The organism is Acidovorax sp. LjRoot118 (genome assembly GCF_964253575.1).
Classification (GTDB): Bacteria; Pseudomonadota; Gammaproteobacteria; order Burkholderiales; family Burkholderiaceae_C; genus Acidovorax.
The window spans coordinates 1,813,068-1,837,877 of the sequence record NZ_CAXURB020000001.1 but is presented as its reverse complement, the minus strand read 5'-3'; the positions used below and the strand labels follow the sequence as shown (position 1 = coordinate 1,837,877).

The 24,810-nt window shown below is 65.5% G+C and carries 24 protein-coding genes and 2 tRNA genes; 10 read left to right on the top strand and 16 right to left on the bottom strand.

Translation table 11 applies throughout. From position 1 onward, the window contains the following. Positions 1 to 10: 10 nt before the first annotated feature. The 5 genes from ACSQ9E_RS08560 to ACSQ9E_RS08540 form a co-directional block, all read right to left on the bottom strand. The gene (locus ACSQ9E_RS08560) at positions 11 to 1,225 is read right to left on the bottom strand and encodes an ABC transporter substrate-binding protein (RefSeq protein ID WP_436217447.1); all 1,215 of its coding nucleotides are present in this window, start codon (positions 1,223 to 1,225) and stop codon (positions 11 to 13) included. Positions 1,226 to 1,288: 63 nt separating this feature from the next. Further along, positions 1,289 to 1,600 carry an anthranilate 1,2-dioxygenase ferredoxin subunit AndAb gene (gene andAb / locus ACSQ9E_RS08555; RefSeq protein WP_436220200.1) on the bottom strand — a complete coding sequence of 104 codons (312 nt, stop codon included), beginning with the start codon at positions 1,598 to 1,600 and terminating at the stop codon, positions 1,289 to 1,291. An 86-nt stretch (positions 1,601 to 1,686) separates the two neighbouring features. Further along, a complete protein-coding gene (andAd, locus tag ACSQ9E_RS08550) occupies positions 1,687 to 2,205 on the bottom strand; it encodes an anthranilate 1,2-dioxygenase small subunit AndAd (RefSeq protein ID WP_436217446.1) in 519 nt (172 codons plus the stop codon). Positions 2,206 to 2,218: 13 nt separating this feature from the next. Further along, positions 2,219 to 3,499 (bottom strand): anthranilate 1,2-dioxygenase large subunit AndAc, encoded by a 1,281-nt coding sequence (gene andAc, locus ACSQ9E_RS08545; protein WP_436217445.1) that lies wholly within the window; start codon positions 3,497 to 3,499, stop codon positions 2,219 to 2,221. A gap of 122 nt (positions 3,500 to 3,621) precedes the next feature. Next, a complete protein-coding gene (locus ACSQ9E_RS08540; protein ID WP_082604276.1) occupies positions 3,622 to 4,626 on the bottom strand; it encodes an AraC family transcriptional regulator in 1,005 nt (334 codons plus the stop codon). A gap of 200 nt (positions 4,627 to 4,826) precedes the next feature. Here ACSQ9E_RS08540 and ACSQ9E_RS08535 point away from each other — a divergent pair, with 200 nt between their 5' ends. From ACSQ9E_RS08535 to ACSQ9E_RS08495, 9 genes are all read left to right on the top strand, one after another. Beyond that, positions 4,827 to 5,753: an alpha/beta fold hydrolase gene (locus ACSQ9E_RS08535; protein WP_436217444.1), complete on the top strand. Its 927-nt coding sequence runs from the start codon at positions 4,827 to 4,829 to the stop codon at positions 5,751 to 5,753. A 220-nt stretch (positions 5,754 to 5,973) separates the two neighbouring features. After that, a protein-coding gene (gene prfB, locus ACSQ9E_RS08530) for a peptide chain release factor 2 (protein WP_436178860.1) occupies positions 5,974 to 7,078 on the top strand; the annotation gives its coding sequence in 2 pieces (ribosomal slippage) (positions 5,974 to 6,054 and positions 6,056 to 7,078; 1,104 coding nt in all). Continuing rightward, positions 7,078 to 7,812: an HAD family hydrolase gene (locus ACSQ9E_RS08525; protein ID WP_436217443.1), complete on the top strand. Its 735-nt coding sequence runs from the start codon at positions 7,078 to 7,080 to the stop codon at positions 7,810 to 7,812. The genes prfB and ACSQ9E_RS08525 overlap by 1 nt, the downstream gene beginning before the upstream one ends. Beyond that, complete coding sequence (gene pepN, locus ACSQ9E_RS08520; RefSeq protein WP_436217442.1) at positions 7,796 to 10,510, top strand: aminopeptidase N; 2,715 nt, start codon at positions 7,796 to 7,798, stop codon at positions 10,508 to 10,510. The genes ACSQ9E_RS08525 and pepN overlap by 17 nt, the downstream gene beginning before the upstream one ends. 15 nt (positions 10,511 to 10,525) lie before the next feature. After that, a complete protein-coding gene (locus ACSQ9E_RS08515) occupies positions 10,526 to 11,368 on the top strand; it encodes a tetratricopeptide repeat protein (protein WP_436217441.1) in 843 nt (280 codons plus the stop codon). A 36-nt stretch (positions 11,369 to 11,404) separates the two neighbouring features. Then, positions 11,405 to 12,412: a class 1 fructose-bisphosphatase gene (locus ACSQ9E_RS08510; protein ID WP_436217440.1), complete on the top strand. Its 1,008-nt coding sequence runs from the start codon at positions 11,405 to 11,407 to the stop codon at positions 12,410 to 12,412. Positions 12,413 to 12,424: 12 nt separating this feature from the next. Next, a tRNA-Thr gene (locus ACSQ9E_RS08505) sits at positions 12,425 to 12,500 on the top strand. 462 nt (positions 12,501 to 12,962) lie between these two features. Beyond that, positions 12,963 to 13,886, top strand: a complete 924-nt coding sequence (locus ACSQ9E_RS08500; RefSeq protein WP_436217439.1) for a proline dehydrogenase family protein — start codon at positions 12,963 to 12,965, stop codon at positions 13,884 to 13,886. A gap of 201 nt (positions 13,887 to 14,087) precedes the next feature. Continuing rightward, positions 14,088 to 14,294, top strand: a complete 207-nt coding sequence (locus tag ACSQ9E_RS08495) for a hypothetical protein (RefSeq protein WP_057265841.1) — start codon at positions 14,088 to 14,090, stop codon at positions 14,292 to 14,294. Positions 14,295 to 14,378: 84 nt separating this feature from the next. Here ACSQ9E_RS08495 and ACSQ9E_RS08490 read toward each other — a convergent pair whose 3' ends face one another. Further along, a complete protein-coding gene (locus ACSQ9E_RS08490; protein ID WP_057203633.1) occupies positions 14,379 to 14,696 on the bottom strand; it encodes a single-stranded DNA-binding protein in 318 nt (105 codons plus the stop codon). 574 nt (positions 14,697 to 15,270) lie between these two features. Here ACSQ9E_RS08490 and ACSQ9E_RS08485 point away from each other — a divergent pair. Further along, positions 15,271 to 15,489, top strand: coding sequence for a hypothetical protein (locus ACSQ9E_RS08485; RefSeq protein ID WP_057265843.1), 219 nt, complete (start codon positions 15,271 to 15,273; stop codon positions 15,487 to 15,489). A gap of 36 nt (positions 15,490 to 15,525) precedes the next feature. On the opposite strand, the gene ACSQ9E_RS08480 is transcribed toward ACSQ9E_RS08485, so the two are convergent. The 10 genes from ACSQ9E_RS08480 to thrS form a co-directional block, all read right to left on the bottom strand. Further along, positions 15,526 to 16,293 (bottom strand): hypothetical protein, encoded by a 768-nt coding sequence (locus ACSQ9E_RS08480; protein WP_436178866.1) that lies wholly within the window; start codon positions 16,291 to 16,293, stop codon positions 15,526 to 15,528. A 355-nt stretch (positions 16,294 to 16,648) separates the two neighbouring features. Beyond that, a tRNA-Pro gene (locus ACSQ9E_RS08475) sits at positions 16,649 to 16,725 on the bottom strand. Positions 16,726 to 16,756: 31 nt separating this feature from the next. Then, positions 16,757 to 17,188 (bottom strand): MerR family transcriptional regulator, encoded by a 432-nt coding sequence (locus ACSQ9E_RS08470; RefSeq protein WP_057203635.1) that lies wholly within the window; start codon positions 17,186 to 17,188, stop codon positions 16,757 to 16,759. A 98-nt stretch (positions 17,189 to 17,286) separates the two neighbouring features. After that, positions 17,287 to 17,640, bottom strand: coding sequence for an integration host factor subunit alpha (locus ACSQ9E_RS08465; RefSeq protein ID WP_057203636.1), 354 nt, complete (start codon positions 17,638 to 17,640; stop codon positions 17,287 to 17,289). A 40-nt stretch (positions 17,641 to 17,680) separates the two neighbouring features. Continuing rightward, positions 17,681 to 20,128 carry a phenylalanine--tRNA ligase subunit beta gene (gene pheT / locus ACSQ9E_RS08460; RefSeq protein WP_436217438.1) on the bottom strand — a complete coding sequence of 816 codons (2,448 nt, stop codon included), beginning with the start codon at positions 20,126 to 20,128 and terminating at the stop codon, positions 17,681 to 17,683. A 107-nt stretch (positions 20,129 to 20,235) separates the two neighbouring features. After that, complete coding sequence (gene pheS, locus ACSQ9E_RS08455; RefSeq protein WP_436178869.1) at positions 20,236 to 21,288, bottom strand: phenylalanine--tRNA ligase subunit alpha; 1,053 nt, start codon at positions 21,286 to 21,288, stop codon at positions 20,236 to 20,238. A 104-nt stretch (positions 21,289 to 21,392) separates the two neighbouring features. Next, entirely contained in the window at positions 21,393 to 21,752 is a 360-nt protein-coding gene (gene rplT / locus ACSQ9E_RS08450) for a 50S ribosomal protein L20 (protein WP_057203639.1), read from the bottom strand. A gap of 24 nt (positions 21,753 to 21,776) precedes the next feature. Then, complete coding sequence (rpmI, locus tag ACSQ9E_RS08445; RefSeq protein WP_082604278.1) at positions 21,777 to 21,980, bottom strand: 50S ribosomal protein L35; 204 nt, start codon at positions 21,978 to 21,980, stop codon at positions 21,777 to 21,779. 189 nt (positions 21,981 to 22,169) lie between these two features. Continuing rightward, positions 22,170 to 22,706, bottom strand: a complete 537-nt coding sequence (infC, locus tag ACSQ9E_RS08440) for a translation initiation factor IF-3 (protein WP_057203640.1) — start codon at positions 22,704 to 22,706, stop codon at positions 22,170 to 22,172. Positions 22,707 to 22,857: 151 nt separating this feature from the next. Beyond that, positions 22,858 to 24,777, bottom strand: coding sequence for a threonine--tRNA ligase (thrS, locus tag ACSQ9E_RS08435; RefSeq protein ID WP_436217437.1), 1,920 nt, complete (start codon positions 24,775 to 24,777; stop codon positions 22,858 to 22,860). Positions 24,778 to 24,810: the final 33 nt, after the last annotated feature.

Genomic DNA, 24,810 nt, shown 5'->3' with positions numbered 1-24,810 from the left:
CGTGGCAAGGTCACTTCAGCGGGCACTGGGCGGAGAAAGCGTCGCCGTAGTTCTCCAGCACCGTCTTGATGGTCTTGTTGGTCACGCGGCCTTCGGCGTTCTTGCCGATGGTGCGCAGGTAGAAGTTCTGCACCGGGTAGTGGTTGTTGGCATAGCGGAAGCTGCCGCGCACCGAGGGGAACTGCGCCTTGGCCAGGGCCTTGACCAGGGCCTCGCGGTCGGCCACCTTGCCGCCCACGGCCTTGACTGCCGAATCCATGGCGCTGATCACGTCGAAGGCCTGCGCAGCGTAGATGGAGGGGTAGCGCCCGCCGTATTCCTTGCGGAAGGCGGCCACGAAGGCCTTGTTGGCCGCGTTGTCCAGGTCATGCGCCCAGTGCGAGGTGTTGAACAGGCCCAGCATGGGCTCGCCCACCGCGCCGATGATGTCCTCGTCAGCCGAGAAGCCGCTGGTCACCAGCATGATGTCCTTGGACAGCCCGGCCCCCACGAACTGCTTGATGAAGTTGATGCCCATGGCACCGGGCAGGAAGAAATACACGGCCTCGGGCTTGGCGGCGCGCAGCTGCGCCAGTTCGGTCGCGTAGTCGATCTGGCCGACCTTGGTGTAGATCTCATCGACCACCGTGCCCTTGAACTTGCGCTTGAAGCCCGTCAGGCCATCCTTGCCGGCGGGGTAGTTGGGGGCGATGAGCACCATGCGGCCAAAGCCGCGGTCGGCCGCGAACTGGCCCGCAGCCTCGTGGTACTGGTCGTTCTGGTAGGCGGTGCCGAAGAAGTAGGCATTGCACTGCGCACCGGCCAACTGGCTCGGGCCGGCGTTGTTCGACAGGTAGGGCACCTTGGCCGCGAACAGCGTGGGTGCCACGGCCAGCGCGACATTGGAGGCGATGGGGCCGGTGAACAGGTCGATCTTCTCGCGCTGCACGAAGCGGTCCACCAGCTGCTTGGCCTGGTCGGGGCTGCCGGCCATGTCGGTCTGCACGAACTCCACCGGCTGGCCACCGAGCTTGCCGCCCAGTTGCTTGATGGCCAGATTGAAGCCATCGCGTGCGTCGGCACCGGGTCCGGAGAACGGGCCCGAAATGTCGAGCGCCATGCCGACCTTGATGGGGCCCTGCTGCGCCGTTGCTGTGAAGCTTGCGCAGGCCGCCAAAGTGGCCAGTGCGGCCAGAGCGACTACTTCGAGCCGGTTGCGAAGCGAGGTGCGGGAGAGTTGTGCCATCTTCAATCCTTATCCATCAACAAAAGGAAAACCAAAAAACCGGGAGCGCTGCGGATGCGGGTGTCAAAGCCCCACTTCGACACGCCCTGCCACCACGCGCACCGGGAATGTGCGCACCGCTTCGGTGACCGGTGCCCTGCAAGGCGCCCCCGTGCGGATGTCGAAGGTGCCCTGATGCAAGGGGCATTCCACACAGCCGTCTTCCACCCAGCCGTCGGACAATTTGGCGGCGCCGTGGGTGCACAGGTCGTACAGGGCGAACAGCCCCTCCCCGTCGCGGAACACCGCCACGGGCAGGCCATCGACCACCACGGGCCACACGGCACCGTCCGGGAAGTCCTCGGGCTCGCCCACGTCGTGCCAGGCTGCCACCATTGCTGCTGCAGCAGCTGCAGCGTCGGCGGTGTCCACCGCGCCCTGTTCCAGTGCGTTGTCGGTCGTTGTCTGCATGGCGCTGATCCTCAGATGGGGGTGGCAAGCAAGGTGGCCACGCGCGAGGTGTCGTAGACCACGCGCTTGCTGCGGTAGCGCCATTCGCCTTCGTGCAGCACCACCTCGTCGAGGTACGTACCGGCCTGGTAGACGCTGGACTCGCCAGCCGTGCCGGTGATCACCACCACGTAGCTCGACTGGGTGTGCACCACGCCGTCCTTCACGGCAGTGATCACCAGCCCCGAGGTGCTGTGGCGGTACACGTGGTCTTCGAAGATGTTGGCGTTGCGCAGGGAGAGCACGCGGTCGCGCAGCATGCCAGCATTGCGGCAGTACATGATGGGCGCGGGAAAGCCGGCGTCGAAGTTCTCCTTGGGGATGATCTCGTAGCGGCCTTCCTCGACGAAGAAGCCGGGCCACTCTTCAAGGCGGTTGTTGTCGAGCGCGCTCACGTAGCGGTGCTGCAGCTCCAGCAGTTCGTTCCACAGCTGCAGGCGCTCCTGGCGGCTGATGGCGACGGGGGCGGTGGGGGGGGTCATCGTGGTCATGGTGTGCGGTGCCTCAGTAGCCCATGAGTGCCTGGTAACCCACCCAGAAGCGGCGGATCAGGTTCTCGGTGATCACGGTGTCCATCTGCTCGGGCGCCTCGCGCGCCATGGCGATGTAGGAGTGCTTGTCGCCATCGCGCGCGGTGCCGCGCTGCACCAGCTCGGTGGCCTCGGTGTCCTCCATCGAGATGTAGCCGGCAGGCCCCACCAGGTTGGCCTGCAGCATGCGCAGCTCGCGCAGCTCGGGGGTGTCGTCGGCATAGCCGAAGAAATGGAACACCAGCTCGAAGTTGCCCGGCCCCTTGGGCAGCAGCTGGCGCGCCACCAGTGTGTTGTGGATCTGCTGCACCACCAGTTGCGGAAAGATCGGCTGGATGTGGTTGGTGGTCATCTCATCGAACTCCTGGATCTGCCCCAGCAGCGCGGGTTCTTCGAGCGCAAAGCCCTCGTCCATGGACCGGATGTTCTGCGCGCTGTAGGCCGCGGCGGTGTCGGTCTCCACCTCGGGCTTGGTCACGGTGATGATGCTGTGCAGGCCATGCGTCGCATCGGGAATGGAGCGCGCCTTCATCCCCACGCGGAAGATGTTGAAGGTGGTGTGGAACAGGTGCAGCAGGCTGGCGTGGTAGGGGTCCTTGACGTTCTCGAAGTACAGCTTCCAGTTCGATTGGGAGTACTGGCGCGTGCAGCCCAGGTACTCGATGGGCTTGTGGAAGATGCGGTCGATCCACGGGCGCATCTGCTCGCCCAGGTACTCGGGCAGCGGCGGCGTGTCGTCGCTGAAGGTAGCGAACAGCAGGCCCTTGTAGCTGTCCACGCGCAGCTTCTGCAGGCCGTGCTCTTCGGTCTTGAAATCCTTGGGCATGCCGACCATGCCCTTCTGGCCACGGCGAAACGGCACGCCCTGCAGGTCGCCGTTGGCGGCAAAGCTCCACTGGTGGTACACGCAGGTGTGGCTGGCGGCGTTGCCGCGCTTTTCGCGGCAGACCATGGCGCCCCGGTGGGCGCAGCGGTTGACCCAGCAGGCCAGCCCCTCGGCCGTGCGCGTGACCACCACGGGCGTGTCGCCGACGAAGGTGGACTTGAAATCGCCCACGTTCGGGATCTCGGCCTCCAGCCCCAGAAAGCTCCACACCGGGCCGCGGAAAATGCGCTCCTGCTCGCGCTCGTACACCTCCTGCGAGCTGAACACCCGGTAGGGCACGCTGGAGCCATCGGACTGCGGGAAGAATACCTGCCGCTGCGCCTTGAGCGAAACGGGTGGCGCGACTTCGACGACGGGGATTTCAGACATGGACGAGACCTCTTCGATTGCTATGCCTCCATGCTAGAAACGCTCGCCCTGCCCCGCTATCCAGTATCGGCACGCGGCGCTGCGGGCCTGTCCGGTTCTTGCAAATGTGCAGTGGCGCCCGCTCAATTGAAGCTGGTCTGGCTCGGCAGCTCGCCGAAGCGCTCGCGGTAGTAGCTCGAAAAGCGGCCCAGGTGGCCGAAGCCGAACTCCAGCGCCGCATCGGTCACGCAGTGGCCGGGGCGCTCCTGCAGGCGCGCACGCACCGCGTCGAGCCGCATGTTGCGCAGCAGCGCCATGGGTGATTCGCCATGGTGGCGCTGGCACAGCATGTTCAGGCCGCGCACGCTGACACCGGCGGCACGCGCCAGGTCTTCGAGCGCCACGGGCGCGCACAGGCGGCTGCGCATGTAAGCGTCGAGCCGGTCGAGCCGGCGCACATCGCCATGTGCGCCTGGCAAGGGGTTGCCGGCACCCGCGTCCAGCAAGGGCACCATGGGCGCCGCAGGCACGGGCACGCTCTGCGCGCAGGAGGCCAGGAACAGCGCCACGTTGCTCTCCATGTGGTCCACCCAGCGCGCATGCGCGGTGCTCTCCACCGCCTGCTGGCTCACGTGCAGCAGCGATTGCATGAGAAAGTGCCACTGCTGGCCCTGCCCTGCGCTCAGCGGCAGCAGCGGGTGAACAAAGGTCGAATCACCCACCAGCGACTCGGGCGCCCAGGCGCGCAGCAACTGGCACGGCACCTTGAGGATGAGCTGGCGCGCGCCCTGCTGCCAGCGCATGTGCAGGTTGTGGCGCGGCGCGATCAGCGCGGCGGCGCCTGCAGGCAGGCGGATGGGCACGCCGTCGGACACCATCTCGGCCGTACCCGAAAGCGACAGGTGCACCAGTACGAAGTCGTCGAAGGGGCGCGGGCGAATCTCCACCTCCGCACCGTATTGCAGCATGAACAGCTGCAGCTGGCGCACCCGCACCTTGGACAGCGAGGTGGCCACCGGTCCGCCGCACCATTTCAGCCCATGGTCCGAGAACTCGCGCGCCACCAGGTCGTGCGAATCCACCCGCAGGTCCGACGTGAACAGCGGGCGCTGCTGCAGCGCCGACAGATCCAGGGACAGGGCAGACATGGGAACCATCAGGCAGGACCTCGGCGTGGGTGGGGGCGCAGCACGCATCGGAGCGTACCGCTTTGATTTGCGTCAACCTCAGCAATTTCCATACCCATGGCTCGGCAGGCGCCAATGCGACAACCCCGCAGCCACCACCGCCAGGCTGCCGACGTACCATAGCAGCAACGCCTGTTCACCCTTTCACCCCGCTGCTCTCCATGTATTCCACCGTCCGCACCTCGCGCAGCGAGTTCGTCCCCATCCGCACCCTGAACTACCACGTCCGCCACTGGGGCGAGGCATCGAGCGACAAGGTCAGGCCCCCGCTGGTTCTGGTGCACGGCTGGATGGACGTGGGCGCCTCCTACCAGTTCGTGGTGGATGCGTTCTCGGCCGCGTTCGCCGATGGCCGGCACATCATCGCCCCCGACTGGCGCGGCTTCGGCCTGAGCAAAGTGCCCACGCCCTGCGACCACTACACCTTTCCCGACTACCTGGCCGACCTGGACCTGCTGCTCGACCACTACGTGGGCGACCAGCCGGTGGACCTGGTGGGCCACAGCATGGGCGGCAACATCGCCATGATGTATGCGGGCGTGCGGCCCGAGCGCATCCGCCGCCTGGTCAACCTGGAGGGCTTCGGCATGCCCGCCACGAAACCCGACCAGGCGCCCAAGCGCTATGCCCAGTGGATCGACGAGATCAAGAAGCTGCAGACAGGCGACATGGCCCTCAAGGCCTACGATGGCGTGGACGGCGTGGCCCAGCGCCTGATGAAGACCAACCCGCGCCTTTCGCAGGACAAGGCCGACTGGCTGGCCCGGCACTGGGCCGAGCCCAATGGGGAGGGCCGCTGGGAGATCCTGGGCGACCCGGCGCACAAGATCACCAGCTCGCAGCTGTACCGGCTGGACGAGGCACTGGCCCTGTACGAGCGCATTTCCGCACCAGTGCTGGCTGTGGAGGCCAGCGACGACAGCCTGGGCCAGTGGTGGAAGGGCCGCTACGACTTGGGCGAATACCACCAGCGCCTGACCCACGTGCGCAATTGCCGCACGGCCGTGGTGCAGGACGCCGCCCACATGCTGCACCATGACCAGCCCGAAGCGGTGGCGCGGCTGATCGAAGGGCACCTGTCTTGCTGAGAGGCTGAGCCATCCTGCGGCCCTGTTCTGCGGCCGTTTTCACAAGGGCAAGGGGCATTGCAGGCCTCCCTGCCCATCCATGAGAAAATGGCCGATTCGGGCGATGCTGAACCACCCCGCCCCAGTGCGGGTCATCCCCTTGCGTGCGCCCACAGCGCAGTGCACCAGGGGCCTGTTCAGCCTTGTCACCCTCTACAGAACACACCTACCAGACACCACCATGGACGCAGAACGCATCAACCTCATCGGCAACACCTTGAGCGACCTGACCGTGCGCACGCAAGAGTTACGGAGGTATCTTTGACTTCGATGCCAAATTCGAACGCCTGAGAACCGTCAACGCATCGCTCGAAGACCCCTCGGTCTGGAACGATCCAAAGAAGGCCCAGGAACTGGGCAAAGAGAAGAAGTCGCTGGACGGCGTGGTGCTCACGCTGGAACGACTCACGCGCGAGCTGGCCGACAACACCGAGCTCTATGACATGAGCAAGGAAGACGGCGACGAAGACGGCCTGATGACCATCGAGGCCGAAACCGCCAAGCTGCAGCCCGAGATCGAGCAGCTCGAGTTCCGCCGCATGTTCCGCCACGAGGCCGACCCGCTCAACTGCTTTGTAGACATCCAGGCCGGCGCCGGCGGCACCGAGGCCTGCGACTGGGCCGGCATGCTGCTGCGCCAGTACCTCAAGTACGCCGAACGCAAGGGCTTCAAGACCACGGTCGAGGAAGAAACCCCGGGCGACATCGCCGGCCTCAAAAGCGCCACGATCAAGGTCGAGGGGGAGTACGCCTACGGCCTGCTGCGCACCGAGACCGGTGTGCACCGCCTGGTGCGCAAGTCGCCGTTCGACTCATCGGGCGGGCGCCACACCAGCTTTGCCAGCCTGTTCGTCTACCCCGAGATCGACGACTCGATCCAGATCGACATCAACCCCTCGGACGTGCGCACCGACACCTACCGCGCATCGGGCGCGGGCGGCCAGCACATCAACAAGACCGACTCGGCCGTGCGCCTGACGCACATGCCCACCGGCATCGTGGTGCAGTGCCAGGACGGCCGCAGCCAGCACGGCAACCGCGACATCGCCTGGCAGCGCCTGCGCTCGCGCCTGTACGACCACGAGATGCGCAAGCGCCAGGAAGAGCAGCAAAAGCTGGAGGACACCAAGACCGACGTGGGTTGGGGCCACCAGATCCGCAGCTACGTGCTGGACAACAGCCGCATCAAGGACCTGCGCACCGGGGTGGAAATCTCGGCCACGCAGAAGGTGCTGGACGGCGACCTGGACGCCTTCATCGAAGCCTCGCTCAAGCAGGGCGTGTGATGCAGCGCGACGCAGCAGCCGCCACCACCGTCGAAGCCACGGCCCCGCGCGGCAGCCCGATTGCCGTAGAGGCCTTCATCTTCGACATGGACGGCACCATGATCGACTCCATGCCCTGGCACGCCAAGGCCTGGGTCGAGTTCACGCGGCGCCGCGGCATGGCCATCGACGTGCCCGACCTGATGGCCCGCACCACGGGCCGCAACGGCACCGAGTGCATCCGCGAGCTGCTGCAGCGCGAGGTCGAGCAGGCCGAGGCCGACGCCCTCACACGCGAGAAGGAAGACATCTACCGCGAGCTGTTCGGCCCCGCCTTCACCGAAGTGGCGGGTTTTCGCGCCTTCGCGGCACAGGCTTCCACCCGCGGCTACAAGCTGGCCGTGGGCACGGCAGGCGACATCCACAACGTGGCCTTCGCGATGTCGCGCCTGGGCATGGAGCCCGAGCCGCTGACCATCGTGCGCGGCGACGAGGGCCTGCCCGGCAAGCCACAGCCTGCGATTTTTCTCGAAGCGGCGCGCCGCATCGGTGCCGCGCCCGAGCGCTGCATCGTGTTTGAAGACGCCCCCTTCGGCATCGAAGCCGCACGCCGCGCGGGCATGCGTGCCGTGGCCGTGTGCAGCACCCACAGCGCGCAGGAACTGGCGGGCCCGCATGTGCTGGCCGCCGTGCGTGACTACCACGAACTCATGAACACCGACTTTCTGGAGCGCATCCATGTTGCCATCGCCTAACGCAGACGCAAGCGGCGCGGGACCGGCCATTGCCATCCGCCGCGAGGATTACACCGCCCCCGCCTACTGGATCGACAGCGTCGAGCTGACCTTCGACCTGGACCCGGCCAAGACGCGCGTGCTCAACCGCATGACGCTGCGCCGCAACCCCGACGTGGCCGAACAGCCCCTGAAGCTCGATGGCGAGGACCTGAACCTGGCGCGCGTGCTGGTCAACGGCCAGGGCACCTCGTTCAAGATGGAGGGCTCGCGCCTGGTGCTGGAGAACCTGCCCACCGGCACCGATGCCTTCGCGCTCGAGATCTTCACCACCTGCTGCCCGGCCAAGAACACGTACCTGATGGGCCTGTACGTGAGCCAGGGCACCTTCTTCACGCAGTGCGAGGCCGAGGGCTTCCGCCGCATCACCTACTTCCTGGACCGCCCGGACGTGATGGCCAGCTACACCGTCACGCTGCGCGCCAACAAGGCCCAGTACCCGGTGCTGCTGTCCAACGGCAACCTGGTGGACAGCGGCGACCTGGAAGACGGCCGCCACTTCGCCCAATGGGTGGACCCGCACAAGAAGCCCTGCTACCTGTTCGCCCTGGTGGCGGGCAAGCTGGTGGCGCGCGAGCAGAAGATCCGCGCCCGCTCGGGCACCGACCACCTGCTGCAGGTGTACGTGCGCCCGGGCGACCTGGGCAAGACCGAGCACGCCATGAACTCGCTGATGGCCAGCGTGGCCTGGGACGAGGCGCGCTTCGGCCTGCCGCTGGACCTGGAACGTTTCATGATCGTCGCCACCAGCGACTTCAACATGGGCGCCATGGAGAACAAGGGCCTGAACATCTTCAACACCAAGTATGTTCTGGCCAGCGAATCGACCGCGACGGACGTGGACTTCGCCAACATCGAGAGCGTGGTGGGCCACGAGTACTTCCACAACTGGACGGGCAATCGCGTCACCTGCCGCGACTGGTTCCAGCTGAGCCTTAAGGAAGGCCTCACGGTGTTCCGCGACCAGGAGTTCAGCCAAGACCTGGCCGGCAGCCCCTCGGCCCGCGCCGTCAAGCGCATCGAGGACGTGCGCGTGCTGCGCACCGCCCAGTTCCCCGAGGATGCAGGCCCCATGGCCCACCCGGTGCGGCCCGACAGCTACATCGAGATCAACAACTTCTACACCGTCACCATCTACGAAAAGGGTGCCGAGGTGGTGCGCATGATGCACACCCTGGTGGGCCGCGAAGGCTTCGCCAAGGGCATGAAGCTGTACTTTGCGCGCCACGATGGCCAGGCCGTGACCTGCGACGACTTCGCCCAGGCCATTGCCGACGCCAACCCCGCCAGTGACCTGGCGCGCCTGCTGCCCCAGTTCAAGCGCTGGTACAGCCAGGCCGGCACGCCGCGCGTGAAGGCCACGGGCAGCTACGATGCCGCCGCGCGCATCTATACGCTGACCCTGGCGCAAAGCTGCGCCCCCACGCCGGGCCAAGCCGAGAAGCTGCCCTTCGTGATCCCCGTCGGTCTGGGCCTGCTCACGCACGAAGGCGCTGCCCTGCCCCTGCAACTGCAGGGCGAAGACACGGCCGGCGCACCATCGCGCACCGTGGTGCTGACCGAAGCCAGCCAGACCCTGGTGTTCACCGGACTCGACGCCGAGCCCGTGCCCTCGCTGCTGCGCGACTTCACCGCCCCCGTGGTGCTGGACATCGGGTACACCGACGAACAGCTGCTCACCCTGCTGGCCAACGACACCGACGCCTTCAACCGCTGGGAAGCCGGGCAGCGCCTGGCGCTGCGCACCGCCATCTATGCCATCATCGGCAGCGGCCCCACCAGCGGCGACATTCTGCCCACCGCCGTGGTCGACGCGCTGCGCAGCGTGCTGCGCAACCCGGCGCTGGACGCGGCCTTCAAGGAACTGGTCCTGACACTGCCGTCGGAGACCTACATCGCCGAACAGCTCGACGTGGTGGACCCGCAGCGCATCCACGCCGTGCGCGAAGGCATGCGCGAGCAGCTCGCCCTGGCCCTCAAGGCCGACTGGGAATGGGCCTGGGAGCAGAACCAGGACACCGGTGGCTACAGCCCCGACCCGGTATCGTCCGGCCGCCGTTCGCTCAGCGGCATGGCGCTGCACATGCTGTGCATCGCCGCCCAGCGTACCGGCGACGAAGTGTGGCCCGGCAAGGCCTACCAGCGCTTCAAGGTGGCCAGCAATATGACCGACCGCTTCAACGCGCTCACGGCCCTGGTGGCCAGCGGCAGCGCGCATGCGGCAGCCGCACTGGCGCGCTTTCACGCGCTGTTCAAGGACGAGCCCCTGGTCATCGACAAGTGGTTTGCGCTGCAGGCCGGCGCGCCGGACAAGGGCGGCAACGTGCTGCCGGCCGTGCGCCAGCTCATGCAGCACCCGGACTTCAGCCTGAAGAACCCGAACCGCGCTCGCAGCGTGATCTTCAGCTATTGCAGCGCCAACCCCGGTGCCTTCCACCGCAGCGATGCAGCAGGCTACGTGTTCTGGAGCGACCGCGTGATCGAGCTCGACGCCATCAACCCGCAGGTCGCCGCCCGGCTGGCGCGTGCGCTCGACCGCTGGAAGAAGCTGGCCGAACCCTGGCGCACCGCAGCCCGCGAGGCCATCGCCCGCGTGGCCACGCGCCCCGACCTGAGCAACGACGTGCGCGAGGTGGTCACCCGCGCACTGGCGGACTGACAGGCAGCGGCACCCATGGCATCCACCACCCCTGCCGAGCAGTTCGCGCAGCGCTTCAACCCGCTGCGCGACACCGTGTACGACGCCAGCGCCATGTTCAGCGGCTCGGCCATGTCGGCCGACCTGGCCGCCCTGCGCCCACTGGCGGAAGGCCTGGGCGCAGAGTCCTCCGAGCTGGCCCAGCTGCTCTGGCTGCAGTTCGTCGTCTATTCCAAGCGCCAGATGGACGACGAGGGACTGCCCCTGGGGCTGCGCGCCCTGGCCATCCGCAGCGCCCTGTCGGACCTCACGCCCACCGAGCGCTACGAGCAGCACTACGCCATCGGCGAGTCGGCCCTGCAGTCCGAAGAGTACGACACTGCCATCGAGCACCTGCGCCAGTCGGCCCACTGGGCCGACCATGCCGGCGCCACGCTGGGTGCCGAGCAGAAGCTGGGCATTCGCGAAGAGATCGGCTATGCCCTGCACGAGGCCGGGCGCTTTGACGAGGCGCTGGCGCACAACCAGCAGTTGCTGACCGATGCGCAGAGCGCCTTCGGCTCCGACACGGACGTGCGCTTGTCGGGCCTGATCAACAACCTGGCGCAAAACGCCTACGAAATGGGCGACGCGGCCCAGGCGCGGCGCTACCTGCAACAGCGCCTGGCGCTGGGCCAGGCCCTCAACGACGACGGCATCGTGCTGGACACGCTTTTTCAGCAGGGTGTGCTGGCGCACGAATCCGGCGACAGCGCACTGGCGCACAGCCTGCTTGAGCAGCGCGTGGCCATTGCCCACGCCAGCGGCGATGAAGACCTGCTCGAAGAAGCAGAGGCCACGCTGGCAGAACTGGCCGAGCGCGAGCAGTCGAAACCCTGATTTCACAAAAACCCAAAGCCCAAGGACACACCACCGATGAGCTCCCGCATCTCCCTCACCCGCTACCTGGTCGAGCAGCAACGCATCGACGGGCTCATCCCCTCGCAGCTGCGCCTGCTGCTCGAAGTGGTGGCCCGCTCGTGCAAGAGCATCAGCCAAGCCGTCAACAAGGGCGCGCTCGGCGGCGTGCTGGGCACGGCCTCCAGCGAGAACGTGCAGGGCGAGATCCAGAAGAAGCTGGACATCATCGCCAACGAAGTGCTGATCGAAGCCAACGAATGGGGTGGCCACCTGGCGGCCATGGCTTCGGAAGAAATGGACGGCATCTACCTGGTGCCCAACCGCTACCCGCAGGGCGAATACCTGCTGCTGTTCGACCCCCTCGACGGGTCGAGCAACATCGATGTGAACGTCAGCATCGGCACCATCTTCAGCGTGCTCAAGAAGCCCGATGACGACCGCGGCGTGGAGGCTGGCGACTTCCTGCAGCCCGGCACGGCACAAGTGGCGGCCGGCTACTGCATCTATGGCCCGCAGACCACCCTGGTGCTCACCGTGGGCGACGGCGTGGCCATGTTCACGCTCGACCGCGAGCAGGGCTCGTTCATCCTCACCGAAGAGAATGTGCGCATTCCCGACGACACCAAGGAATTCGCCATCAACATGAGCAACATGCGCCACTGGGACGCCCCCGTGAAGCGCTACATCGACGAGTGCCTGCAGGGCAAGGATGGCCCGCGCGGCAAGGACTTCAACATGCGCTGGATCGCCAGCATGGTGGCCGACGTGCACCGCATCCTCACGCGCGGCGGCATCTTCCTGTACCCCTGGGACAAGCGCGAACCGAACAAACCCGGCAAGCTGCGCCTGATGTACGAGGCCAACCCCATGTCCTGGCTCATCGAGCAGGCCGGTGGCGCCGCCACCAACGGCAAAGAGCGCATCATGGACATCGAGCCCACACAGTTGCATGAACGCGTCAGCGTGATCCTCGGATCAAAAAATGAGGTCGAACGCGTCACAAGCTACCATTCCACGCTATAATCTGAGGCTTACGCCGGTGTAGCTCAGTCGGTAGAGCAGCTCATTCGTAATGAGAAGGTCGGGTGTTCGATTCATCTCTCCGGCACCAAATGAAAAGCCCCTGATTCGCAAGAGTCAGGGGCTTTTTGCATGGGGACTGAGGCGCAGATTTTGATGGCGCGCCCGGAACGACCCGGCCACCGCCACGCCTGCAGAGGCCTGAAGGCGCGGCAATTTCCCGGCTCCCACGCAGGATCTGCGCACGAAGGCTACACTGCGCCACAGCAGTCGCATTCCACCCTGCCGATTGACACCCGCAACCCCCATGCACGCAGCCGCCTGGCCTCCCCTGACGAAGACACGCTGAACGCGCTCGCATGTCGCGCACGCCACCACTGGCGCGCCTGACTGCTGCAGCTGCGTCTGAGGCACCTGCCGGATCCAGCCATCCGGCGGGCCGCTTCGCATCGCGCCACTCCCTGACACCGCACCGCGCCATGCCCTGGCGCGGTGGTGCGTGCCCGTGTGCGGGCGGCATCTTGTTCCGTTGTCATCGCCACCTGGATAGCCCATGCTTGCCTCTTTTTTCAACACCGCAGTGGCCCGAGCCATTGCCCATGTGCCCCGTCCTCTCGTGCAGAAAATCTCGCGCCGCTACATTGCCGGCGCATCCATCGCCGAGGCCGTCGTGCGCGTGCAGGCACTCAATGCACAAGGCTTCACAGCCACCATCGACGTGCTCGGCGAGGTCACCCGCGACCTTGCACAGGCACAGCAGACGGCCGATGAATACCAGGGCGTGCTGGACGCCATCCACCACCACGGCTTGCGCGCGAACATCTCCGTCAAGCCATCGGCGCTGGGCCTTCTGCTGAATGCGCAGCAGTGCGAGACCCACATCGCGGCGCTGGCCACGGCAGCCCGGCGGCACGGCAATTTCGTGCGCATGGACATGGAAGACCTGCAGTGCACCCAAGCGGAAATCGACCTGCTCCAGAGGCTCAGGGCCAATGGCCATGGGAATACCGGATTGGCCCTGCAGGCCTACCTCAAGCGCACCTACCGGGACATCGAGCCACTGCTGGGCCGCCACAACAACCTGCGCCTGTGCAAAGGCATCTATGTCGAGGACAAGGCCCACCTGGTAGAGGGCGCCCGCCACGACCGGCAAGCCATCAACAGCCACTTTCTGCACCACGTCGAGCGCTGCCTGGACACCGGCACCTTCGTCGCAGTGGCCACCCACGACGAGGCGCTGATCGAGCAGGTCATTGCGGCAGCAAGGCGCCGTGGCAATGGCGCCCCTTCTTCAGGGCTGGAATTCCAGATGCTGCTGGGCGTGTGCGAGCCCCTACGCGACCGCCTGCGCGACAGGGGCTACCCGGTGCGGATCTACGTGCCCTATGGACAGGACTGGCATGGCTACAGCATTCGTCGGCTCAAGGAAAATCCGCAATTGGCGGGGTACGTGCTCAAGGCCGCGCTGATGGGCTGATACATCCAGCCCAGAGGGTGGCAGCACCCCATCTCCAGGCATGCCCGCCGCAATCGTGAACAAGCGTTGCGGGGCGGCTTAGGCGCCCATTTCACGCCAGCAAACGGTGGCCGGTCGGGCATACTCAAATCACCCTGAGGGCAGGCACAAGCGCAGTGCCTGGCGCGCAGCGAATGCACACCAACCACTACCGACCCCACCATGGACAAGCAAATCCCCTGCGACCGCCGCAGCGGCAAGGACCGCCGCCAGACTGAAGCCGGCCCACCGGATAAGCACGAGCGGCGCCGCTCCATCGAGCCGCGCCAGCCGGAAGTGCGTGAACTGCATCTTTCGCCCGAGGAATTGGTGGCCATGGGCTTTGGCGATGCGCAGGCAGGTACCACCGCGCCGAACAAGGCATCCTGAGCGCAGCACAGGCAGCAGGGGTCGCCGCGCACAGCGAACGGCAGGGCCAAGGCGGTAACGCCCACCCCACCAGCCAGTTGCAGTTCAGTTCGTTTGCGTCTGGCAAGCGTCGCGCGCGCTCATCACGCGGTGGGCGACCATGTCGAGCGCCGGGCGCACATTGCCCTGCTTGTCGGTCCACACCTTGGGGGTGACCGAGCCGGCCACAGAGATGGACTCGCCATCGTGCAATTGCTCCATGGCCATGCACACGTCGTCATCGAACGCAATGACGTTGACGAACAGCATCTCGCCCTCCGCACTCGGCGCCCGCACCTTGGCCACCATGTAGGGCTTTCCTACCTTGTCCAGACGCCGCTCTGGGCCCCCGTAGAGACGGCCCGAAATCAGTCCATCGATCATGCAATCCCCATCCAGCACTTGTTGTCGGTTTGTTCTCGCCGGGGCCATCGCCCCACCCACCCAGCCGGAACACAGCAGTCTCGAAAAACCCGCCACCCCTGCCCACAAAAAAAGCCCAGGACCAACGGCTCTGGGCTTTCGCTGTGAATGATGGGGTCGCCGCCAGCACGGGCGTTTTCCAGGAATGCCAGGCCGCAGCAGCATCGCCAACCCGTGGCGATCACCCCACCCCGCTCCCCTGAAACCATGGCCCGCCTCGGAGTCGAACTGCCCCGTCGCATCGGACCAACCCGCATGGCGCCTTGTCTTGACCTGCGGAGCAACCACCATGGGCGCCACGCACATCCATCCAAAAGCCAGTACGTATTGTAACCACCGACCTTTCAAACAGGGCGCTTTGACCACACGGTGCAGCATGCGCGCGACACTGCCAGCCCACTTCGACAGAGCCCCGTCCAAGCCAGCCAGCTTCACACCGGCGCACAATCCGCATTTGGCGCACACCGGCAAACCGGTCACAATGGCCCGGCAAGCTCCACCAGTTCGCACCCACCATCTTTCGAGAGGGGCCACCATGACTGTCCTGGACGACGCCAGCATCGAACTGCCCTGCCCGCACTGCCAGCAGGCCGTCAAGGAGCGGCTGGGCAAGCTCAAGCTCAGCCCGCGCATCACCTGCCCCCGGTGCCGCCGCACCAGCGAGGTCACGCCCGAGGCGTTGCAGCGCGCCACCCACAAGCTCACCCAGGCCTTTGCCAACATCCAGCAATCGCTGGCCAGGCTGGGGCGCTGACGCACCGCGCCGTCGGGGCGCCTGGATGGCAGCCGCTCAAAGCACGGGCTTGGCAGGAGGGGAATTCACAGGCCCGGGCGCCGCATTGGCAGGGGCCAGGGGCACGGCATCTGCCGCCGAGGTGGCGGCCCCATCCACGGCGGGGGCTGCAGCAGCGGGCGGGGTCCATTCCACCGCGAGATAACGCTGGCGCACCGACTCCGGCGTCTGGCTGCACACATGCTGCCCCACCTGCGTGAGCTCGGGCACCCGCACACACAGGCCCGGCGAATGCCGGAACGGGGTGGCCGTGTACTCGTCCACATAGCGCATCTCACCATCGCCCTGGCGCACGGTGTAGCGGAACTGGAAGCGCGATTGCGGCCTGCGGTCTGCGGCCGAACCAATGGCCGCGCCCAGCAAGGTGGCAGCCAGCGCGCCACCGACAGAGTAGTTACCCCCGCGCAGGCCACGGTCCAGGTAAGCCGCGCCCGCGATGGCACCGCCAAGGTGCGCGCCAGCCGTGGTGCCGGGGGTGGATCGATCGACGCCCTGCACATCCACGATGGCACCGTAGGCATCGGCGCGCAGCACCTGGGTTTCATACTGCAGCCGGAGCCGGTCGCGCTCGGCCTGCGCCAGCCCATCCCATACACTGGAAATGATCACCGCATCGGGCCGGCGCTCCACCGGAGCCACCGCAGGAGGGAACGCAGCGCGCAAGGGCTCTGGAATGGCCCGGTTCTGCGCGGCGCGGTTGGCACAGCCCACCAAAAGAATGGCCACCCCCAGCGCGGCAGCCAACGAAGCCCTTGAACTCGCCATCGAATCCCTCCCGGAAAATGGTCGACTCTACCTGCAATCTTGTTTCAAAACATTACCAGATATGCAAAAAGAGACAAGCAAAGAATGGCGTGGAGCGAGACCCAACCGCCGGGCAAGAGGCATCCACCCATGGGCGAAGAATCCCAGGCAGGACCTGCAGGGCATGCCGGCAGACGAATGCAAGAACCCGCCATGGAACGGGCGTTGGGCCCGCCCTGCAAATATGGACCCGCCTGCCGGCCAGACCCAAGGCAGCCGACGCATCGAGACAAGGAACAGGGGGCTTTGGCGTGCCAACGCACAAAGAAAAACGGGCTACCGCTTGTGGCGATAGCCCGTTGTTCATCGAAGAAAATGGTCGGCGTGGCGGGATTCGAACTCGCGACCCCTTGCACCCCATGCAAGTGCGCTACCAGGCTGCGCTACACGCCGACAAGACTTAGATTATATGCACAATTTCAGGTCAGTTTGGAGAAAGCAGTGCTCTGATCTCAAATAATTCCTGGCGCACCGCATTCGAGTCAAAAGCATAGGCCGACGAGCCGATGGAAAGGTCACCCGCGTCGTCCACCAGCATGCTGGGCAGCTCGACATCGCTACCGTCTGCATCGCCCTGCCCTGCATCGCTGCGCGCGGGCAGCGCCAGTTCCTGCAGGCGGTTGCGGGCACCGCTGATGGTGAAGCCCTGGTCGTACAGCAGGTCGCGGATGCGGCGGATCATGAGCACCTCGTGGTGCTGGTAGTAGCGGCGGTTGCCGCGCCGCTTCATGGGGCGCAGCTGCGTGAATTCCTGCTCCCAGTAGCGCAGCACATGCGGCTTCACACCGCACAGCTCCGCCACCTCACCGATGGTGAAGTAGCGCTTGGCAGGAATGGCGGGAAGCACAGTGCCCATGGGGTTCCGGATTCAAACAGGAAAGCCTGCAAGGGTACTGCAGGCCGGCGGGAACTGCCAGCCCACCCCTGAAATTCAGCGCGCAAACTGGCAAAAATTCACAATCCGGCAGCCGCCTGGATCTGCTCCTTGAGCTTGCTGCTGGCGTGGAACGTCACCACGCGGCGCGCCTGGATCGGAATCGCCTCGCCCGTGCGCGGATTGCGCCCCGGGCGTGGCGCCTTGGTGCGGATCTGGAAGTTGCCAAAGCCCGAGAGCTTCACGTCCTTGCCCTCCACCAGGCTCTGCGAGACGAGGTCGAAGAACGCGTCGATCATGTCCTTGGACTCGCGCTTGTTCAACCCGATCTGGTCGAACAACAGATCGGCCAGCTGCGCCTTGGTGAGCGCAGGGGTTTCCAGGCTTTCGACTGCAAATTCGATCACGGCATCTCTCCCCGTCAGCATCGTCATGTTGTTGTGTTCGTCGCTTGGGCTATTGTCGCCGCGATGGTCAGCCGCGCAGCCGCGCGCCCACGCGCTGTGTGAGCTGCGTCACAGCCGCTTGCACGGCGGCCTCGATCTCGGCTTCGGTCAGGGTGGCTTCGTCGCTGCCCAGAGTCAGGCGCACGGCCAGGCTCTTCTCGCCCGGGGCCAGGCCGCCGGCCGGCGTCTCTTCGCCGGCCTTGAGCGGCTTGGGACGGTAGACGTCGAACAGCACGGTCGAACGCAGCATGCCGCCAGGCACGGCGGCCTGCACGGCAGCCACGACTTCGGTATGTGTCACGCGCTCGGCCACGACCACGGCCAGATCGCGTTCCACGGCCTGGTGCTTGGCGACCGACTTGAACTGCGGCACCACGCGCTGCAGCACGGCATCGAGCTCCAGCTCGAACATCACCGGCGCCAGCGGCAGCTCCCATGACTGGCGCCACTGGGGATGCAGTTCGCCCACAAAGCCGATGGGCTTGCCTTGCACCAGCACGCGGGCACAGCGGCCGGGGTGCATGGCCGGGTGCTCGCCCGGCTCGAACGTGGCCTGCAGCGGTGCCAGCAAGGCCTCCACGTCGCCCTTCACGTCGAAGAAGTCGATGCCCTGATCCTTGCGGCCCCATTGCAGCATGTCGTTGGCACCATAGGCCACGCCGGCCACGCGCATGGGCTGGTGAAAGCCCTCCACCGTGGTGTCGGTGTTGCGCACGCTGGCATCGCGCAGGAACACGCGGCCCAGCTCGAACACGCGCACGCGCTCGGCGCGGCGGTCCAGGTTGAACTTGAGCACCTGCAGCAGCGAACCCAGCAAGGTCGAGCGCATCACGCTCATCTGGCTGGCGATCGGGTTGAGCAGCTTGATGGGCTGCGCATTGCCCGCCAGCTCCTGCTCCCAGCGCTCTTCCACGAAGCTGAAGTTGATGGTTTCCTGGTAGCCCAGGCCGGCCAGCGTGCGGCGCACGGCGAACGGGCTGCGCGTGGCCTCGGCCGGCAGCTTGGGGGTGATGGGGGCCAGCGGCGGCGTGGTGGGCAGGTTGTTGTAGCCCACCATGCGCGCGACCTCTTCGATCAGGTCTTCCTCGATGGTGACGTCGAAGCGGTAGGCTGGCGGCGCCACGGTGAGGGTGCCCTCGCCTTCCGTGAACGGCAGGCCCAGGCGCTTGAACACGTCGGCGCACTGCGCCTGCGTGATCGGCATGCCGATGACCTTGGCCGCGCGTGCCACGCGCAGCGTGACGGGCGCTGGCACGGGCAGGTTCACGCGCTGGTCGTCCATCGGGCCGCAGGCCGTCTCGGGCGTGCCGCAGATGTCGATCACCAGTTGCGTGATGCGCTCGATGTGCTCCACCGTCAGCTCCGGATCCACACCGCGCTCGAAGCGGTGGCCCGCATCGGTCGAGAAGTTGTAGCGGCGCGAGCGCCCGGCCACGGCCTTGGGCCACCAGAAGGCGGCCTCGATGTAGATGTGCTTGGTGTCGTCCGACACGGCGGTGGCATCGCCACCCATGATGCCGGCGAGCGATTCAACCTGCTGGCCGTCGGCGATCACGCCGACCTTCTCGTCCACGGTGATGGTATTGCCGTTGAGCAGCTTGAGCTGCTCGCCGGCCTTGCCCCAGCGCACGTCCAGCCCGCCATGGATCTTGTCCAGGTCGAAGATGTGCGAGGGGCGGCCCAGCTCGAACATCACGTAGTTGGAGATGTCCACCAGCGGCGACACGCCGCGCTGGCCGCAGCGAGCCAGGCGGTCGAGCATCCACTGCGGCGTGGTGGCGCGGGTGTTGACGTTGCGCACCACGCGGCCGCTGAAACGGCCACACAGGTCGGGGGCGCTGATCTTCACGGCCAGCATGTCAGCCACCTTGGTCGCCACGGCCGGGAAGGCCGGCTGCGAGAGCGGCACGCCGGTCAGCGCCGAGACCTCGCGCGCAATGCCATACACGCTCAGGCAGTGCGCCAGGTTGGGCGTGAGCTTGAGGGTGAACAGCGTGTCGTCCAGGTTCAGGTGCTCGCGGATGTCCTGGCCCACGGGCGCGGAGGCATCGAGTTCGAGCAGTCCGCCATGGTCTTCCGAGAGCTTGAGTTCGCGCGCCGAGCACAGCATGCCCTGGCTTTCCACGCCGCGCAGCTTGCCCACCTTGATCAGGAAGGGCTTGCCGTCGTCACCGGGCGGCAGCTCGGCACCCACCAGGGCGCAAGGCACCTTGATGCCCACGCGCGCATTGGGAGCACCGCAGACGATGTTGAGCAGAGCGCCCTGCCCCACGTCCACCTGGCACACGCGCAGGCGGTCGGCGTCGGGGTGCTGCACGGCCTCCTTGATCTCGCCCACAACGATCTTCGCGAACGGCGGGGCCACGGGGCGCAGCTCCTCCACCTCCAGGCCAGCCATGGTCAGCGTCTCGGCCAGCTCGGCAGTCGAAAGGGGTGGGTTGCAGAACTCACGCAACCAGGATTCAGGGAATTGCATAGTCGAACTCTTGTACGGAAAGTGCCTTGCGCGGCCAGGATCTCGAAGCGCGCGCCAGGGCGAAAACGGCTGGGTGGCCCGGCCTTGCAGGCAGGGCCGGCCTTTGCTTACTGGAACTGCGACAAGAAGCGGATGTCGCCGTCAAAGAACAGGCGCAGGTCGTTCACGCCATAGCGCAGCATGGTCAGGCGGTCGGGGCCCATGCCGAAGGCAAAGCCGATGTACTTTTCGGGGTCCAGGCCCATGTTGCGCACCACGTTCGGGTGCACCTGGCCCGAGCCGGCCACTTCCAGCCAGCGGCCGGCCAGCGGGCCGGTCTGGAACTGGATGTCGATCTCGGCGCTGGGCTCCGTGAAGGGGAAGAAGCTCGGACGAAAGCGCAGCACCAGGTCGTCGCTTTCGAAGAACGTGCGGCAAAAGGCGGTGAAGATCACCTTCAGGTCCTTGAAGCTCACGTTCTCGCCGATCCACAGGCCTTCGCACTGGTGGAACATGGGCGAGTGGGTGGCATCGCTGTCCACGCGGTAGGTGCGGCCCGGCGCGATGACGCGGATCTCGGGCATGGGCTGGCCGGCATCCAGCGCGGCGCGGTGCTTCTTGACGTGCTGCACCGCGTGGCGGATCTGCATCGGGCTGGTGTGCGTGCGCAGCAGGTTGGGCGCCTCGGGGGTGCCGCCTTCCACATAGAAGGTGTCGTGCATGGAACGCGCGGGATGGTCTTCCGGCGTGTTCAGTGCGGTGAAGTTGAACCAGTCGGTCTCGATCTCGGGGCCCTGGGCCACGTCGAAGCCCATGGAGCCGAAGATACCCTCGATGCGCTCGAGCGTGAGCGACACCGGGTGCAGGCCGCCCTGACCGCGCTGGCGCCCTGGCAGGCTCACATCCAGGGCCTCAGCCTTGAGCTGGACCTGCAGCTCCGCATCGGCCAGTGCCTGGCGGCGGGCAGTGAGTGCGGCCTCGATGGCCTGCTTGGCGACGTTGATGGCCGCGCCGCGGGACTTCTTCTCGTCCACCGACAGCTGCGCCATGCCCTTCATGAGCTCGGTCACGCGACCGGCCTTGCCCAGAAACTGCGCCTTGGCGTTTTCCAGATCAGCAGGGGTGGCGCTTTGGGCAAACAGTTGCGTCGCGCTCTCGACCAGGGAATCCAACTCGTTCATATCGACTCTTGAAAATGAACAAGGGCTAGTGCCTTCACAAGCCCTAGCCCTTGCTGTTATTGCGCAAACAGCCGTCCGGTAAGAGACGGCCGCCTGTCGTGAACTCAAGCAGCCAGCTTGGCCTTGACTTGCTCCACGATGCTGCCAAAGGCAGCCTTGTCGTGCACTGCGAGGTCGGCCAGCATCTTGCGGTCGATCTCGATGGATGCCTTCTTCAGGCCGTTGGCGAACTGGCTGTAGGTCAGCCCCAATTCGCGCGAAGCGGCGTTGATACGGGCGATCCACAACTGGCGGAACACGCGCTTCTTGGTGCGGCGGTCGCGGTAGGCATATTGCCCAGCCTTCATTACCGCCTGTTTGGCGATACGGTAGACGTTACCGCGGCGACCACGGAAGCCCTTTGCAAGGGCGAGAACTTTCTTGTGACGGGCACGGGCCGTTACACCACGTTTGACGCGAGGCATGTGAGTACTCCTTGTTCGTCGTTATTAAAGGCCAGCACCGGGCAGCATTTGTGCAATAGAGCCCATATTGGTCTCATGCACAGCAACCGAACCGCGCAGTTGGCGCTTGTTCTTGGTGGTCTTCTTCGTCAAGATGTGACGCTTGAAGGCTTGACCGCGCTTGACGGTGCCACCGGGACGAACGCGGAAACGTTTTTTCGCGCTGCTCTTGGTCTTCATTTTGGGCATGTGAATGCTCCTTTTCGTTGTGCTCGTGAGGCGTTTGCAAAGGGATCTGCAAACTTGTTGGCCCCGAGCCACTTTTTCAGCCGGTTTGCACCGGCTGTGCGGCAGCGTGTGACCGCTGCCTATCACCCGGCGAGCCCCTTGCGGGGCCCGCCTGGCAAATTCTGTCTCTTTCTTGAGGACTGCCAGCCGTCAGGCTGCGCTGCCGGAAGGCGTGCTCTCGGCACTGGCCTGCTTGGCAGCGGCGGGCTTCTTCTTGCCCGGCGCAATCATCATGATCATCTGGCGGCCTTCCAGCTTGGGAAACTGCTCGATCAGAATGGTGTCGGCCAGCTCGTCGCGGATGCGGTTGAGCAGCGCCAGGCCCAGTTCCTGGTGGGTGATTTCACGGCCGCGAAAACGCAGCGTGATCTTGCACTTGTCACCCTCGGCCAGGAAGCGGCGGATGTTGCGCATCTTGATGTTGTAGTCGCCATCGTCCGTGCCCGGACGGAATTTGACTTCCTTGATCTCGATCACCGTCTGCTTGGCCTTCGCCTCGGCAGCGCGCTTTTGCTCCTGGTACTTGAACTTGCCGTAGTCCATCAGGCGGCACACCGGCGGGTTCGCTGTGGCAGCGATTTCCACCAGATCCACATCCAGCTCACCTGCCATGCGCAGGGCTTCCATGAGGCTGACCACGCCCAAAGGCTCATTTTCCGGCCCGGAGAGACGGACTTCCGGGGCCATGATTTCACGGTTCAGGCGGTGCTTGCGCTCTTCACGGTGGCGACGATCACGAAATTCAGTAGCGATGGCTATCTTCCTTCAATCAAAATACTACAAAATTGTAGCTACAACCGTACAGCTGGCAAGCGACAAAGCAGGTTTTGAATCAAACTCAGGCTTTGGTGGCGATGTCATTGGCGATCAACTCAGCGAACGCTTCGATGGACATCACTCCGAGGTCACGATTGCCCCGGCCGCGTACTGCAACGGCGCCTGCGGCCTTCTCCTTGTCGCCCGCGACGAGGATATACGGCAGCTTTTGCAACGAATGCTCGCGTATTTTATACGTAATCTTCTCGTTGCGCAGATCCACCGCCACCCTAAGGTCTTGATTCGGCAGTGCTTTTTGCAGCCGTTCAACAATTTCGCGACAGTAATCGGCCTGCGCGTCGGTGATATTGAGCACCGCAACCTGCACCGGGGCCAGCCACAGGGGGAAGGCGCCGGCATAGTGCTCGATCAGCATGCCGATGAAACGCTCCATGCTGCCCACGGTGGCGCGGTGCAGCATCAGGGGGCGCTTGCGGCTGCCGTCCTCGGCCACATACTCGGCGTCCAGGCGCTCGGGCAGGTTCGGGTCGATCTGCATCGTGCCGCATTGCCACTGGCGGCCCAGCGCGTCTTTCAGCGTGTACTCGATCTTGGGGCCATAGAAGGCGCCCTCGCCTTCGGCGATCTCGAACTCGCAGCCCGAATGGCGCAGGCCATCCATCAGCGCCTTTTCGGCACGGTCCCAGGACTCGTCGGTGCCGATGCGCGCCTCGGGGCGCGTAGCCACCTTGTAGATGATGTTCGTGAAGCCGAAGTCCTTGTAGACCTTCTGCACCAGCGCCGTGTAGTTGGCGCACTCCTCCAGCACCTGCTCTTCGGTGCAGAAGATGTGGCCGTCGTCCTGCGTGAAGCCGCGCACGCGCATGATGCCGTGCAGGCCGCCGGTGGGCTCGTTGCGGTGGCAGGCACCGAACTCGCCGTAGCGCAGCGGCAGGTCGCGGTAGCTCTTGATGCCCTGCTTGTAGATAAGGATGTGGCCGGGGCAGTTCATCGGCTTGAGCGCGTACTCGCGCTTTTCCGACTCGGTCGTGAACATGTTCTCGTGGTACTTGTCCCAGTGGCCGGTCTTCTCCCACAACTGCTTGTCCAGGATCTGCGGACCCTTGACCTCCTGGTAGCCGTTGTTGCGGTAGACGCGGCGCATGTACTGCTCCACCTCCTGCCATAGGGCCCAGCCCTTGGGGTGCCAGAACACGGTGCCGGGCGAGTGCTCGTCCATGTGGAACAGGTCGAGCTCGCGGCCGAGCTTGCGGTGGTCGCGCTTTTCGGCCTCTTCCAACATGGTCAGGTACTGCTGCAGTTCGTCCTTGGTGGACCAGGCCGTGCCGTAGATGCGCTGCAGCATCTCGTTGCGGTGGTCGCCGCGCCAGTAGGCGCCGGCCACCTTCATGAGCTTGAAGAACTTGAGCTTGCCGGTGCTGGGCACGTGGGGGCCGCGGCACAGGTCTTCGAAATTGCCTTCACGGTACAGGCTCACATCCTCGTTGCTCGGGATGCTGGCGATGATCTCGGCCTTGTAGTTCTCGCCCAGGCCCTTGAAGTAGGCCACGGCCTCGTCGCGCGGCAGCACGCGGCGCACCACGGGCTCGTCCTTGGCAGCCAGGTCGGCCATGCGCTTTTCGATGGCCACCAGGTCTTCGGGCGTGAAAGGGCGCTTGTACGCGAAGTCGTAGAAAAAGCCGTTCTCGATCACCGGGCCGATGGTCACCTGCGCCTCGGGGAACAGGTCCTTGACGGCATAGGCCAGCAAGTGGGCGGTGGAGTGGCGGATCACGTCCAGGCCATCGGCATCCTTGGCCGTGACGATGGCCAGCGGGCTGTCGGCCGTGATCTGGTAGCTGGTGTCCACCACCTTGTCGCCGATCTTGCCGGCCAGGGCCGCCTTGGCCAGGCCGGAGCCGATCGAGGCCGCCACTTCGGCGACCGTGACCGGGCCGGGAAACTCTCGCTGCGAACCGTCGGGGAGCGTGATGTGAATCATGAGGGGTCTCTTGTCCGTGGATGTGGGTAGGGG

Excerpts from the sequence above, each read along its gene's own strand:
- ACSQ9E_RS08515 (WP_436217441.1), top strand. The coding sequence starts at position 10,526 with ATGGCATCCACCACCCCTGCCGAGCAGTTCGCGCAGCGCTTCAACCCG.
- andAd (WP_436217446.1), bottom strand. The coding sequence starts at position 2,205 with ATGACCACGATGACCCCCCCCACCGCCCCCGTCGCCATCAGCCGCCAG.
- ACSQ9E_RS08490 (WP_057203633.1), bottom strand. The coding sequence starts at position 14,696 with ATGATCGATGGACTGATTTCGGGCCGTCTCTACGGGGGCCCAGAGCGG.
- ACSQ9E_RS08560 (WP_436217447.1), bottom strand. The coding sequence starts at position 1,225 with ATGGCACAACTCTCCCGCACCTCGCTTCGCAACCGGCTCGAAGTAGTC.
- andAb (WP_436220200.1), bottom strand. The coding sequence starts at position 1,600 with ATGGTGGCAGCCTGGCACGACGTGGGCGAGCCCGAGGACTTCCCGGAC.
- ACSQ9E_RS08485 (WP_057265843.1), top strand. The coding sequence starts at position 15,271 with ATGACTGTCCTGGACGACGCCAGCATCGAACTGCCCTGCCCGCACTGC.
- pheS (WP_436178869.1), bottom strand. The coding sequence starts at position 21,288 with ATGAACGAGTTGGATTCCCTGGTCGAGAGCGCGACGCAACTGTTTGCC.
- ACSQ9E_RS08495 (WP_057265841.1), top strand. The coding sequence starts at position 14,088 with ATGGACAAGCAAATCCCCTGCGACCGCCGCAGCGGCAAGGACCGCCGC.
- rplT (WP_057203639.1), bottom strand. The coding sequence starts at position 21,752 with ATGCCTCGCGTCAAACGTGGTGTAACGGCCCGTGCCCGTCACAAGAAA.
- rpmI (WP_082604278.1), bottom strand. The coding sequence starts at position 21,980 with ATGCCCAAAATGAAGACCAAGAGCAGCGCGAAAAAACGTTTCCGCGTT.
- andAc (WP_436217445.1), bottom strand. The coding sequence starts at position 3,499 with ATGTCTGAAATCCCCGTCGTCGAAGTCGCGCCACCCGTTTCGCTCAAG.
- ACSQ9E_RS08480 (WP_436178866.1), bottom strand. The coding sequence starts at position 16,293 with ATGGCGAGTTCAAGGGCTTCGTTGGCTGCCGCGCTGGGGGTGGCCATT.
- pepN (WP_436217442.1), top strand. The coding sequence starts at position 7,796 with ATGTTGCCATCGCCTAACGCAGACGCAAGCGGCGCGGGACCGGCCATT.
- pheT (WP_436217438.1), bottom strand. The coding sequence starts at position 20,128 with ATGCAATTCCCTGAATCCTGGTTGCGTGAGTTCTGCAACCCACCCCTT.
- ACSQ9E_RS08525 (WP_436217443.1), top strand. The coding sequence starts at position 7,078 with ATGCAGCGCGACGCAGCAGCCGCCACCACCGTCGAAGCCACGGCCCCG.
- ACSQ9E_RS08535 (WP_436217444.1), top strand. The coding sequence starts at position 4,827 with ATGTATTCCACCGTCCGCACCTCGCGCAGCGAGTTCGTCCCCATCCGC.
- infC (WP_057203640.1), bottom strand. The coding sequence starts at position 22,706 with ATGGCCCCGGAAGTCCGTCTCTCCGGGCCGGAAAATGAGCCTTTGGGC.
- ACSQ9E_RS08500 (WP_436217439.1), top strand. The coding sequence starts at position 12,963 with ATGCTTGCCTCTTTTTTCAACACCGCAGTGGCCCGAGCCATTGCCCAT.
- ACSQ9E_RS08510 (WP_436217440.1), top strand. The coding sequence starts at position 11,405 with ATGAGCTCCCGCATCTCCCTCACCCGCTACCTGGTCGAGCAGCAACGC.
- thrS (WP_436217437.1), bottom strand. The coding sequence starts at position 24,777 with ATGATTCACATCACGCTCCCCGACGGTTCGCAGCGAGAGTTTCCCGGC.
- ACSQ9E_RS08465 (WP_057203636.1), bottom strand. The coding sequence starts at position 17,640 with ATGACGATGCTGACGGGGAGAGATGCCGTGATCGAATTTGCAGTCGAA.
- ACSQ9E_RS08470 (WP_057203635.1), bottom strand. The coding sequence starts at position 17,188 with ATGGGCACTGTGCTTCCCGCCATTCCTGCCAAGCGCTACTTCACCATC.
- ACSQ9E_RS08540 (WP_082604276.1), bottom strand. The coding sequence starts at position 4,626 with ATGTCTGCCCTGTCCCTGGATCTGTCGGCGCTGCAGCAGCGCCCGCTG.